This is a genomic window from Methylobacterium sp. J-001 (assembly GCF_022829565.1).
GTDB lineage: Bacteria > Pseudomonadota > Alphaproteobacteria > Rhizobiales > Beijerinckiaceae > Methylobacterium.
Genome location: NZ_JAKSYN010000042.1, coordinates 85,972 through 97,246 on the forward strand (window position 1 = coordinate 85,972; position 11,275 = coordinate 97,246).

Here is an 11,275-nt window from a genome sequence, read left to right on the forward strand (position 1 = left end):
CTACAGGGCGGCGGCCTTCGGGTCCAGCGCGGCCGCGACATTGCAGCCGCGCGGCAGCCTTGCAGGAAGCGTGGACAGCGCATCCGGAGCACGCACGGATCCGGTTTCGGCGTGGTATGGAGCAACCATGCGCTCCGATATCGATCTCGGCCTGACCGGCGGGCAGCCGGCGCTGCTCGACCTCACCGAACTGCTGGCCACCCGGCTCCTGGTCCAGGGCAATTCGGGCTCGGGCAAGTCGCACCTGCTCCGGCGCCTGCTGGAGCAGAGCGCGGGGCTCGTGCAGCAGGCGGTGATCGATCCGGAGGGGGATTTTGCCAGCCTCGCCGACCGCTACGGCCACGTCGTGGTGGAGGCTGACGGTGACGACGTCGCGCTCCAGCGCATCGCAGCGCGGGTGCGCACGCATCGGGTTTCGGTGGTACTGTCGCTAGAGAATCTCGACGCCGAAGGGCAGATGCGCGCCGCCGCGGCGTTCCTCGGCGGCCTATTCGACGCCGACCGGGACCATTGGTACCCGATGCTGGTAGCGGTGGACGAGGCGCAGCTCTTCGCCCCCGCGGCAGCCGGAGAGGTCTCCGACGAGGCCCGTCGCCTGTCCCTCGGCGCCATGACCAACCTGATGTGCCGCGGCCGCAAGCGCGGGCTCGCCGGCGTGATCGCGACGCAGCGTCTCGCCAAGCTTGCCAAAAACGTCGCGGCCGAGGCCTCCAATTTTCTGATGGGCCGGACCTTCCTCGACATCGACATGGCCCGCGCCGCGGACCTGCTCGGTCTGGAACGTCGCCAGGCCGAGACGTTCCGCGACCTGCCGCGCGGACATTTCGTTGCGCTCGGGCCGGCCCTATCGCGGCGGCCCCTGACCATCGCGGTGGGTCCGACCCTGACGGTGAGCCGCAGCTCGTCGCCGGTGCTCGTCCCCCTCCCCGACCCGACCGAGGATGCAAGGGCGCTGATCCTCACGGCGAGCCCAACCGACAGCCTGGCGCCGCCCATGCCGCGCCCGAAGCCGCGGCCGGTGGCGGCCCCGGACGTCCTCGTCCAGCTCGCGAGCTACCGTCCGCCGGCCCCGCCGGAGGAGCCCGAGGAGGAGCCGATGGACCCGGAGGCGCGGGAGGCCGCGCTCGCCGAAGTCCTGGCCTCGGTGCTGGCCGATGCCGACGCCGCGGCCTGTACCCCCGCGACGCTCTATCAGGATTTCACCGTCCGCTGCCGGATCCGCCGCCTGCGCGGCGACACGATGGGATTGCCGGAGTTCAAGCGCCGGCTCGCCGTGGCCCGGGCCGAGGCGGGCGGCGCGGTCGCCGACAATTCCACGTGGGAGCGGGCCCAGGCGATCGCGGCCGGCCTGCCGGATGACCTTGCCGGCCTGTTCCTGGTTGTCGCCCGCGCGGCGATCGAGGCCGCTCCCTGCCCCACCGACACGATGCTGGCCGACGCCTACGGCACCAGCTCGGGCGGCCGCGCCCGGCGGATGCTGGCCTATCTCGAGGAGCGCGGGGCGATCGTGACCCGGAAGGACCTGCGCGGCGCACCGATCATCGCGGTGCCGGATCTCGGGGTCGAGACCGGTCCGGGCGAGCCGCAGATGCTGCCCTCCGGGCCGAAGCGGCGGGCGGGGTAGCGGTCGTAAAGCGATCCGTCATTGCGAGCGCAGCGAAGCAACCTAGGGACACGCTACGTCCTGAGTTCGCGCGCTGCACTGGGTTGCTTCGCTGCGCTCGCAATGACGGCGCTGAATCTATGCGCTGCGGCGGCCTTCCAGCTTGGCCAGTTCCACCGCGGCGCGCAGCTCGATCTCGGCCATGAGCGCGTCGAGCCGCGGATCCCCGGATGATGCCGAACGCTCGGCCAAGCGGCCCGCGATGGCACGCAGGTCCTGCGGGGCGACGCGGCCTCCGAGGAGTGCGGCCTTGAGCCGGTCGAGACCGTCGAGCAGGTCGTGGCCGCGCTGGGCCGTGCGGCGGCGGCGCTCCTGCGAGGTCTCGGCCTCGCCCTGAAGCAGCAGCACCGCGTCGAGCCCGGCCAGGGTCGCCGCAGCCGCCGGCGCGCCGGTGCCCGAGGTGGAAGCCGGAGCCGAATCCAGGCTGAAGCCGCGACCGCCCTCGACCCGGCCCTTGGCCGCGACGCCTCCGGCATTCTGGATCGGCTGGCGAGTCTCGACGCGCATGATCCTGTTCGTGTCGCTCCGGGCGCCCCTGCGCTCCCGGACATTCAAGCCGGCACGGTTAAGCGCGGGTAAACAGGCCGGCAGAACCTGCCGGGTCGGCAGGTTCGGTGCCGGTGGATCCTAATCGGCGACCGCACGCCCATCCGATAATGATATTTTTCTCAACGACTTAATCCAAATGTCAGACTGGCACGGGGCTGGCAGGAGGGGAACAGGTCCGTTCACCCTCGAAAAATCCGGCATGCGCCCGAGCCACCCCATCAGTCTCCTCGGATCGGCCCTTGCCGCCCTCGTCGTCGGCGTCTTGCTGCTGGCGTCGGCCTGCGGCCCGGCGCTCGCCCTGTCGCGGGTGAAGGATCTCGCTTCGATCGAGGGCGTCCGCCAGAACCAACTGGTCGGCTACGGCATCGTGGTCGGCCTGAACGGCACCGGCGATACGCTGAATAATATCCCGTTCACGAAGCAGTCGCTGCAGGCGATGCTGGAGCGGCTCGGGGTCAATACGCGGGGCGCCACGATGCGGACCCAGAACCTCGCCGCCGTGATGGTGACGGCGAGCCTGCCGCCGTTCGCCGCCCAGGGCACGCGCATCGACGTGACCGTTTCGTCGCTCGGCGACGCGAAGTCCCTTCAGGGCGGCACGCTGCTGGTGACGCCGTTGCTCGGCGCCGACGGCGAGGTCTACGCCCTCGCGCAGGGCTCGGTGGCGATCGCCGGCTTTTCCGCCGAGGGCGATGCCGCCAAGATCACCCGCGGCGTGCCGACCAACGGGCGCATCTCCAACGGCGCCAATATCGAGCGCGAGATCGCGTTCAAGCTGAACGACGCCCGCGCCCTGCGCCTATCCTTGCGCAACCCGGATTTCACAACCTCCAAGCGGATCGCTGCGGCGATCAACGACTTCATGGGCGCCGACACCGCCGAGCCGACCGACCCGGCCACCGTGACGATCCAGATTCCCGCCAAGTACAACGGCAACATGATCCGCCTGATCACCGAGGTGGAACAGCTGAAGGTCGAGCCGGATCAGACCGCCCGGGTCGTGGTCGACGAGCGCTCCGGCATCATCGTCATGGGCCGCGACGTGCGCGTCTCCACGGTGGCGATCGCCCAGGGCAACCTCACGGTCACGATCAGCGAGCAGCCGCAGGTCAGCCAGCCGGCGCCGCTCTCGAACGGGCGCACCACCGTCGTGCCGCGCACCAGCGTGAAGGTTGATACCGGCGACGGCAACAAGCTGGCGCTGGTGAAGGAGGGCGTGAGCCTGCGCGAGCTGGTCGACGGGCTCAACGCCCTCGGGGTCGGCCCCCGCGACCTGATCTCGATCCTCCAGGCGATCAAGACCGCCGGGGCGCTCCAGGCCGATATCGAGCTGATGTGATTTTTTTGGGATTGGAGGGCTAAATCATGCTGCCACTCGCCAACATCGCGGCCAACGCCGCCGCCGGCGTCGGGAAGTCCATCGCCACCAGCGTGTCCGACGGCATCCTCAAGACCGGCAACACCGCCAGGGCGCACAAGACGGCCACGGAGTTCGAGTCGATGTTCCTTGAGAACAGCCTCGACCGGATGACCCAGTCGGAGGGAACCGACGGTCCGCTCGGCGAGAACGGCACCGGGGGCGGCGTCTACCGCTCGATGCTGACCAAGGAATACGCGGGACAGATTGTGAAGAGCGGCGGCGTCGGCATCGCCGACTCCGTGTTCCGTGAGATCATGAAGATGCAGGGCGCGTCGAGCGATGGAGCGGTCCATGCAAAGGGCTGAGCCGCTGCACGTCGGCGACCGGGTCACCGCGGAGGCGCTGGTCGGGGGCGTGCTCGCGAACATGGCCGCGCTGGAAGCGGTGCTGGCCGAGGAGGCCGCCCATATTCGGGCCGGACGGCTGCGCGAGGGCCTGGCGGCGGCCGAGCCCAAGACGGCGCTGGCGGCGGCCTATATGCAGGGCCTCGAAGTCGCCAAAGCGAATGCCGTCGCGCTGAAGCGCTTCAACCCGGACGGCGTCGAGACCCTGCGGGCCGCCCATCGCCGCTTCACCGCGGCCGTGGAAGCGAACCAGTCGGTCCTCGACAGCGCGAAATCCGTTTCCGAGGGGCTGATCAAGTCGCTGGCGGAGGAGATCGGCCGGGCGCAGCTGCCGTCGGGCTACGGACGACAGGCGGCAGCCCCGTCGCCCTATGGCCGCGGCGTGCGCAGTGGGCCGCTGGTATTGTCGCGGAATCTTTGAAGGCCGCTTCAGCGGCGGCCGTTGCCGATCCGCACGTAGGTCCGCACCTCGCCGAGATCCGTGTCGGCGCGGTTGTCGATCGCCAGGCGCCCCGTAACGGGGGGCGTGGCCGGCGCGCCGATCCCGTGCCCGCCCCGCAGGTCCGCGCCCGCCGTGACGCGGCCGGAGACGCGGATACAGCTCGCACTGCCCGGCAGGCGCACGAAACCCGCCCCCTTCGACGGGCACGGCATCACTGACGGCGTGATCAGAGTTTTCTCGAGGTCCCGGGCCTCGGCAGGCCCGAAACCGAGCGCCGCAGTGCACAGCGTCAAGGCGATCGGGAGGGTCCAGCCCATCTCACGCGGCCCGACGCGAAAGGTCCCGATACAGGAGGTCGATGTAGCACTCGACTGCGCCGATGAAGCCGTCGAGGTCGGGCTCAAGAAAGCGCAGCCGCGCGAGGTCGCGCAGGAGGATGTCGAGCGCGATGGCGCGGTCGTCCGGGCGGCCATAGCCGTCGAGATAGCTGTCGATTGCCTTCTCGGCCAACGCGAGGGCGTCGATCTGCGCCGCGGTGCCGAGGCGGCGGATCGCGTGGACGGGTTCGGACAGCGCCATGCGAGCCTCTCCTCGATCGCGCGGCAGCGCTGCACGCGACCGCAACCTGCGCTTCACTGCGGGAAAGCGGCGAGACTATGGTGGCGGGACCGAATACCGGATTCAGCTGATGTAATTGACCAGTGAGAGCTTCGAGAGCGAGGCCGTGACCTGGTAGCTGGCCTGGAGCCGGTTCTGCACATCGAGCAGCTTGGCGACGACCTCCTCGGTCGGGGCCTGCTCGATCCCGTCGAGCGTGTTTTGCACCGTGGTCTGGGTGGCGGTGTTGGTGGTCTTGGCGTTCGACAGCCGCGTCGCGGCGATGCTGAGCTGCGTGACGGTGTCCTGGACGCTGGGATTGGTCTGATCAGCCGAGAACAGCAGCGCCCCAGCCTTGTCGACCACGGTCTGATAGGTGGCGCTGGTGTTGGCGTCGCTCGCGGTCGGCAGAGCGAACGCCATGGTCGCCAGACCCGCGAGCACGTTCTGGACCGACTTGTCGTTGGCGCGGGCGCCGGTGCCGACTTGGCCTGTGGCGCTGACTTGGACCGACTGGGTGTCGAAGGCCGATGTGGGCTCAGGCGGGCTCGTCGTCGTGTCGTAGGTGTTCTCGCCCTGGTACCAGAGCACGGTGTTGGCCGGAGTGGCGGCAACGTAGCCGGTCGGGTTCTTGGCCGCATCGTACGTGATGCGCTGGGGCATGATTCCGGCTCCGGATGGGCCGCCCCGGGCCGAGCCGGTGAAGAAGTCCTGCGTCACCGCCGCCGTGGCGTTCACCGCCAGCGTGCCGGTGGCCGCGCCCTTGAGCGCGTTGGTCAGCGTGGCGGACAGGTTCTTCATGGTGTCGGTGACGCTCGCCCCGATGGCGAAACTGGTGGTCGAGCTGGCATCCGCGCTGGTTGCCACGGTCAGCGTTACGGTGGTCGCGGTACCGTCCGGCATCTTGAGCGCGAAGCTGACGCTGTCGCCAGCGGCCGGCTGCGTCGCCAGGCTCACATTGAGCGAGGCCGGGCCGGTGCCGGTGATCGACGCGCTCAGCGCCGTCCCGGTGGTGGTCGGTGTGCCGGTGAGGGTGAAGCCGAACTTGCCCCGCGTCGCGGCGTTCGTTTCATCGGTCACCTGGACGGAGGTGGCGCTCGGCGAGGTCTGCGTCAGCCGGCCGTTGCCGCTCGCGCCCAGCTCCGCGGTGACCCGCTCGTTGATCAGCGCGGTGAGGCCCGCAAGCTTGTTGCCCTGGCTGTCGGTGGTTCCGTTGAGGATCGTGTCGGCGTCGAGCACCGGCTGTGTGGTGGCGTCGCGACCGCCGAACAGGTAGCTGCCGGCCGCGGACTGGTTGAGGGTGTCCAGCGCCGTCTGCAGGTTGGCGAGCGCGATCGAGCGGCCCGCCGTAGTGTTGGCCGCGACGCTCTGCAGACCGTTGTTCAGGGCCGTGCGGGCGTCGGTCCCAAGCTTGGCGACCTGGGTCAGGCTGGTGACGGCAAGGCTGGTCCGGGTCTGGGCCGCCGTGATGCCCGCGCCGTAGCCGTTCAGCGCGCTCAGGGTCGCCTGGGCGGCGAGCGCCGTGGAGCGTCCGGTGCCGAGCCCGCCATAGGTTTGCGAGACCTTGCCGCTGGAGAGCTGGTTCGACAGGTCGTTCAGCTGGTTCTTCAGCGTCAGGAGCTGCGCGGTGTTCCGGTTGGCGACATAAGAGCCGGCCGCGAAGGGAGAGATCGTCGTCATGGTCAGATCTGCAGCAGCTGGTTGAGCATATCGCGGGCGGCGGTGAGCACCCGGGCGTTGGCGCCGTAGGCCGTCTGCAGGGCGATCAGGTTCGACATCTCCTGGTCGATATTGACGCCCGCGCCCGCGGAGAACCGGCTCTGCGCGGTAGAGAGCGCAGTCTGCTGGGTGTCGTTAAGCGCTGTCGCGTTCGAGGCGGCAGAGCCCTGCGAAGCGATCACGTCCTGGGCGAAGCCGACGACGCTCGCCCGGTAGGGCGCAGAGACGCCGCCGATGCCGCTCGAAGACGAGAAAGTCTGTTGAGCGGAAGTCAGGGCGGTGAAAATCGCCTGCGCGCGGCCGCCCGAGGCGCTCGGATCGATGGCGCTCGACGCGGTGAGCGCCGCGGTGTTGCCGGAGACCGCCGGATTGACCGCGATGCGCTGGGCGAAGCCGGTGAGCTGCGAGCCGCTGTCGAGCGAGCCGGTGAAGAGCCGGGTGACGGGTGGCGGCGCAGCGGAGACGTCGGTGAACAGGGCGATCTGCGGGTAGCCCGTGGTCAGATCGTTCGGCGATGTCGGCAGGGTGATGCTGGCGCTGGCCCCTGAAACCTTGTCGGTGCTGGCACCCGCCGGCCCGATCGTGACGGAGGCCCCGGTGCCGGTCGCGGTGAGGTTCGGCACGTTCCTGATGCCGGCAGCCGTCGCACGGGTGCCGAGCGCCGTCAGGGCAGCCGAGATCGCGCTGGCGTAGGTTGCGGGGCCGCCGGAGATGTTGAAGGTCTGAGCGAGCCCACTGGAATCGTCGGTCTGGCTCGGATCGACCCCGGTGGTCGCCTTGTTCGAGGCGACCAGCGTGACGTTGCGGACCGAGCCGTCGGCGGCGGTGACCGGGATCGTAACGCTGTTGCCGGCCTGGATACCCGTAAGATCGATGGTTGCCGAGGAGCCGGTGACGGTGCCGGTCACGGACTTGTCAGTCAGCGCGCTGGCGAGCCCCCCGGCGAGGTCGTCGAGCTGGCGCTGGGCCTGCGGCAGGATCTGGTCGCGCAATTCGATCCCGGCGGCGAGGCTCCCCGACCGGATGGCGCCGGGCGCCCCGAGATCGATTTTGCCGCCGCCCGGAAGCGTCGCCGTGATGGTGCCGACCGTCCGCTTGGTCGGATCGGTCGAGTAGCTCGAATTGGCGCTCAGCGTCCCGTGGCCGTCGAAGCTCAGCACCGCCGCGCTGCTGCGATCGACCAGGGTGACGCCCGACTGGGTCAGCACCGAGACCGTCCCGTCGCGCTGCGCGACGGTCTGCACATCCATGTAGTTGGAGAGCGCGTTGATCACCTGGTCGCGCTGGTCCTGGAGGTCGGCCAGGGACGATGCGTCGGTGGTGTTCTGGATCTTGGCGTTGAGGCTCGCGACGTTGGACAGCAGGGTGCTGGCCGACTTCGTATCGGTGCCGAGCTGCGCCTCGACCCCGGAGCGGAGGTTCTGCACAGAGGCGGCGGCGCCGTTGATCTGGCTGGCGAGCGCCGAGGCGTTGCTCAGCACGGTGGTGCGGGCGGCCGCCGAGGTCGGATTGGCGGACAGCTCCTGCAGCGATTCGGTGAAGGTGTTCAGCGTGCCGTCGAGCGACGATGTGCTGCCGGGAGTCCCGTACAGCGCGTCGAGCTGGGACGCGATGCCGGCCTTGGTGCTGGTATAGGCAGCCCCCGACGTTTCGAGCCGCAGCTGCTTCAGGGCGGCGGCGTCGAAGCTGCGGGTGATCGCCCCGACGGCGACACCGGAATTGTTGGTCCCGGTAGCGACCGTCGAGAGCGTCCGCTTGACGTAACCGGCGGTGCCCGCATTGGCGACATTCTGCGAGACGACGTTGATCGCCGCCTGCGTCGCCGCAAGGCCGGCGGTCGCGGTGGAAAGCGCGTTCAGCGACATCTCACGGCCTCCGCGGTTCGGATCGCATCCTCACTCAGCGGATCACGTTGAGCAGGTCAGACATCATCGTCTGGGCCGTCGACATGACGCGCGTGTTCGCAGAGTAGGCCTGCTGCGTTACGATCATCTTAGAGAACTCGCTCGCAATGTCGGTATTCGACTGCTCATTGCTGGCGCCCGTGATCGTACTTCCGTTCAGCCCGACCAGGGCCGGACCGGACTCGGCGGTCTGGAGGTAGTTGCCGTTCGAATCGGCCTTCAGCCCATCGGGATTGGCGAACTGCGCGATACCCACGGAGGCGAGCGCCAGCACCGACCCGTTCGAGAACGTGCCGTTGATCTTGCCGTCATCACCGATCGCCACGCTGGTCAGCGTGCCGGCGCTGTTGCCGTTCTGGCTCAGCGTGTTGGTGGTCACGGCACCCGATGTGTCGGCGTACTGGGTCAGGCCGGCCGTGCCGACATTCATGGTCATGTTCGCGAAGGTGTAGTCACCCACCGTGACATTGCCGAGCGCGACCGGGCTCGTCGCCGGCGCGGTCAGCTTCCCTGTGGAATCGAAGGTGAAGGCCGTCCCGACATTCTGCCAGGCCGTCGAATTCGCCGAAGCCGAGGGATCCGAGGCGTAATAGAGGTTCCAGACCGCGGGCTGCGCTGGCGTCGTGCTGGCGTCCTGCACCTTCGCCCAGCGCGTGCTCAGGGTCACCGGTGCGCCGGTCTGCGTGTAGGCGGTGATGGACGGGCCGGCGATGCTGTTGTTCACGAAGGTCCCGGCCCCGGTCGAGGGCACCGAGACGCCGGTCACGCCGGTCCCGGTTTTGACCACGGCCGTCGGCAGCTGATCGTAGACGTCGGAGCCTGACGTGACGGACGCGGTGGTGGCCGGCGTCGCCGGGAGGTTGGCGGCGTAGGCGATCGACGTGGTGGGCTGGGCCGGAAGCGACGTGTTGCCGATCTTCAGCAGCCCGGTGCTGGTCGCCTGGCCGGTGACCGGGTCGAGATTCGTACCGGTCAGGTAGCCGCCGGCGCCGTTGACCAGGTAGCCGTCCTTGTCCTGCGCAAAGTCACCCCGGCGTGTGTAGACGTTCGTGCCGCTGAAGGTCGCGGCGCCGTTCGAATCGCCGGTCTTCCGCACCACGGTGAAGAAGCCGTTCCCGTTGATCGCCATGTTGGTCGGGACGCTCGAGGCTACGACGTTGCCGGCGATCGTGTTGGTCAGCTGCGACTGGGCCAGGACCGAGCCGGCGACCTCACGCTTCGGCGTGGTCTCGGACATCATGTCGACGAAGCTGGTGTCGATTCGCTTGAATCCGGTCGTCTGCGAGTTCGCGATGTTCCCGGAGATGTTGCTGATGGCGTAGGACTGTGCCTGCAATCCGGAGACCGAGGTCTGCAGGGCGGTAAAAAGATCCATGGCATGCGATCCCGAGACGCGCCGCATTGGCCCGCAGGGTCCAGCGCGCAACCGCCGTGCCAGAGCCAAGTCCTTGATTTCTAACGAACGGGCCGCCGCCGGCCCGGCAGCCCTGGCCGACCGGAGATGCCGGCCCGGCAGATTCTGCCGGATCGGGGCGGACCGGATCTGTGCGGAGGCCGGCGGACGTTTACGGGGTGTTATCCGGCGCGCGCGAAGATCGTGCACGGGCTCGGCTGGGCGGGGCTCGTCCTGCCCGAACGCGCAGGTGCGGTACGGATTTCGGATCTAGAGGTCATGCGGGCGAAACGGACGAGCCTCGTCCACATCATCTACTTCTCGCGCCTCAATCTGTCCGCGGATCCCACGAAGCGGTCGGAGCAGATCACCGAGATCGGCCGAGTCGCTCAGAAGAAGAACGAGTTCTCGGTGATCACCAGCTTTTTGATCATCGAGGGCAACTTCGCCTGCCAGGTGATCGAGGGCGAGCGCTCATCGGTGCACGAGACCTTCGACCGGGTCAGCGCCGACCAGCGCCACCGGGACGTCCAGATCAACGAGTGGCGCGAGATCGCCAAGCGCGAGTTCGTCCACTCCTTCAAGAGCGCCCAGCGCACCGCTACAAACGAGGGCCTGTTCGCCAAGGCCAACCTGCTGCCGATGCTCCAGCGCGGCACCCCGAAGGCGACAGCGATCCACGGGCTCTGCCTGGCGCTCCAGAACGACGCGATGTCCCGCCAGGGCATCGACCACCTCTTCATCTGAGCGCAACGATGTCCGAGAGCGATACGCCCCCGATCCTCATCGTCGACGACCAGGAGAAGCTCCTGCGTCTCGTGGTGATGCTGCTGACACGGATCGGCTTCCCCGACGTCGAAGGGGTCACCACGGCCGCCGAGGCCCTGGAGCGGCTGCGCACGCGCCGCTACGCCCTGGTGATCTCCGACCTTGCCATGGAGCCGATGGACGGGCTGGCCCTGCTGCGCGAGATCCGCGCCGACGACGCGCTGATGAACACGCCCTTCATGCTTACCGAATCGTCCTTCGACTTCGAGGATATCAACCTCGCCCACCAGGCGGGGGCCGACGCCTTCATCCTGAAGCCGTTCGACATGGCGGTGCTGAAGAGCAAGCTGAAGCAGGTGCTCAACCGCAAGCCGCGCAAGCGCGACGCCCCGATGGCAGCGGAATCGACGCTGACGGCGGATTTCCCGATGCTGGGGAAGTTCTGAGGTATCGCGTCCGGCACTGACACGCGCCCT

12 protein-coding genes are annotated in these 11,275 nt (G+C 68.6%); 6 read left to right on the forward strand and 6 right to left on the reverse strand.

The features are described from left to right. Positions 1-127 precede the first annotated feature (127 nt). On the forward strand, positions 128-1,624 hold the full coding sequence (locus MKK65_RS04260; RefSeq protein WP_243955620.1) for an ATP-binding protein: 1,497 nt from the start codon (positions 128-130) through the stop codon (positions 1,622-1,624). A 117-nt stretch (positions 1,625-1,741) separates the two neighbouring features. Here the strand turns inward: MKK65_RS04260 and MKK65_RS04265 are convergent, their stop codons facing one another. Further along, positions 1,742-2,170: a flagellar assembly protein FliX gene (locus tag MKK65_RS04265; protein ID WP_243955629.1), complete on the reverse strand. Its 429-nt coding sequence runs from the start codon at positions 2,168-2,170 to the stop codon at positions 1,742-1,744. 241 nt (positions 2,171-2,411) lie between these two features. Between MKK65_RS04265 and MKK65_RS04270 the strand changes: the two genes are divergently transcribed. The 3 genes from MKK65_RS04270 to MKK65_RS04280 are packed head-to-tail and all read left to right on the forward strand — an operon-like array spanning position 2,412 to position 4,397. Further along, on the forward strand, positions 2,412-3,551 hold the full coding sequence (locus MKK65_RS04270; RefSeq protein ID WP_243955631.1) for a flagellar basal body P-ring protein FlgI: 1,140 nt from the start codon (positions 2,412-2,414) through the stop codon (positions 3,549-3,551). A gap of 26 nt (positions 3,552-3,577) precedes the next feature. Then, a complete protein-coding gene (locus MKK65_RS04275; protein WP_243955632.1) occupies positions 3,578-3,937 on the forward strand; it encodes a rod-binding protein in 360 nt (119 codons plus the stop codon). After that, entirely contained in the window at positions 3,924-4,397 is a 474-nt protein-coding gene (locus tag MKK65_RS04280; RefSeq protein ID WP_243955633.1) for a hypothetical protein, read from the forward strand. The genes MKK65_RS04275 and MKK65_RS04280 overlap by 14 nt, the downstream gene beginning before the upstream one ends. Positions 4,398-4,405: 8 nt before the next feature. Here MKK65_RS04280 and MKK65_RS04285 read toward each other — a convergent pair whose 3' ends face one another. From MKK65_RS04285 to MKK65_RS04305, 5 genes are all read right to left on the reverse strand, one after another. Then, positions 4,406-4,735 carry a porin gene (locus MKK65_RS04285; protein WP_243955635.1) on the reverse strand — a complete coding sequence of 110 codons (330 nt, stop codon included), beginning with the start codon at positions 4,733-4,735 and terminating at the stop codon, positions 4,406-4,408. A gap of 1 nt (position 4,736) precedes the next feature. Then, complete coding sequence (locus tag MKK65_RS04290) at positions 4,737-4,997, reverse strand: hypothetical protein (RefSeq protein WP_243955637.1); 261 nt, start codon at positions 4,995-4,997, stop codon at positions 4,737-4,739. Between the two features lie 102 nt (positions 4,998-5,099). Beyond that, the gene (locus MKK65_RS04295) at positions 5,100-6,695 is read right to left on the reverse strand and encodes a flagellin (RefSeq protein ID WP_243955639.1); all 1,596 of its coding nucleotides are present in this window, start codon (positions 6,693-6,695) and stop codon (positions 5,100-5,102) included. 2 nt (positions 6,696-6,697) lie between these two features. Further along, positions 6,698-8,599, reverse strand: a complete 1,902-nt coding sequence (flgK, locus tag MKK65_RS04300; RefSeq protein WP_243955647.1) for a flagellar hook-associated protein FlgK — start codon at positions 8,597-8,599, stop codon at positions 6,698-6,700. A gap of 34 nt (positions 8,600-8,633) precedes the next feature. Then, positions 8,634-10,013, reverse strand: a complete 1,380-nt coding sequence (locus tag MKK65_RS04305) for a flagellar hook protein FlgE (RefSeq protein ID WP_243955656.1) — start codon at positions 10,011-10,013, stop codon at positions 8,634-8,636. Between the two features lie 297 nt (positions 10,014-10,310). Here MKK65_RS04305 and MKK65_RS04310 point away from each other — a divergent pair, with 297 nt between their 5' ends. Then, positions 10,311-10,778 carry a BLUF domain-containing protein gene (locus MKK65_RS04310; protein ID WP_058193502.1) on the forward strand — a complete coding sequence of 156 codons (468 nt, stop codon included), beginning with the start codon at positions 10,311-10,313 and terminating at the stop codon, positions 10,776-10,778. A gap of 8 nt (positions 10,779-10,786) precedes the next feature. Further along, complete coding sequence (locus tag MKK65_RS04315) at positions 10,787-11,245, forward strand: response regulator (protein WP_058193466.1); 459 nt, start codon at positions 10,787-10,789, stop codon at positions 11,243-11,245. Positions 11,246-11,275: the final 30 nt, after the last annotated feature.

Coding starts and splice junctions, on each gene's coding strand:
- MKK65_RS04260 (WP_243955620.1), top strand. CDS start 128: ATGCGCTCCGATATCGATCTCGGCCTGACCGGCGGGCAGCCGGCGCTG.
- MKK65_RS04265 (WP_243955629.1), bottom strand. CDS start 2,170: ATGCGCGTCGAGACTCGCCAGCCGATCCAGAATGCCGGAGGCGTCGCG.
- MKK65_RS04270 (WP_243955631.1), top strand. CDS start 2,412: ATGCGCCCGAGCCACCCCATCAGTCTCCTCGGATCGGCCCTTGCCGCC.
- MKK65_RS04275 (WP_243955632.1), top strand. CDS start 3,578: ATGCTGCCACTCGCCAACATCGCGGCCAACGCCGCCGCCGGCGTCGGG.
- MKK65_RS04280 (WP_243955633.1), top strand. CDS start 3,924: ATGCAAAGGGCTGAGCCGCTGCACGTCGGCGACCGGGTCACCGCGGAG.
- MKK65_RS04285 (WP_243955635.1), bottom strand. CDS start 4,735: ATGGGCTGGACCCTCCCGATCGCCTTGACGCTGTGCACTGCGGCGCTC.
- MKK65_RS04290 (WP_243955637.1), bottom strand. CDS start 4,997: ATGGCGCTGTCCGAACCCGTCCACGCGATCCGCCGCCTCGGCACCGCG.
- MKK65_RS04295 (WP_243955639.1), bottom strand. CDS start 6,695: ATGACGACGATCTCTCCCTTCGCGGCCGGCTCTTATGTCGCCAACCGG.
- flgK (WP_243955647.1), bottom strand. CDS start 8,599: ATGTCGCTGAACGCGCTTTCCACCGCGACCGCCGGCCTTGCGGCGACG.
- MKK65_RS04305 (WP_243955656.1), bottom strand. CDS start 10,013: ATGGATCTTTTTACCGCCCTGCAGACCTCGGTCTCCGGATTGCAGGCA.
- MKK65_RS04310 (WP_058193502.1), top strand. CDS start 10,311: ATGCGGGCGAAACGGACGAGCCTCGTCCACATCATCTACTTCTCGCGC.
- MKK65_RS04315 (WP_058193466.1), top strand. CDS start 10,787: ATGTCCGAGAGCGATACGCCCCCGATCCTCATCGTCGACGACCAGGAG.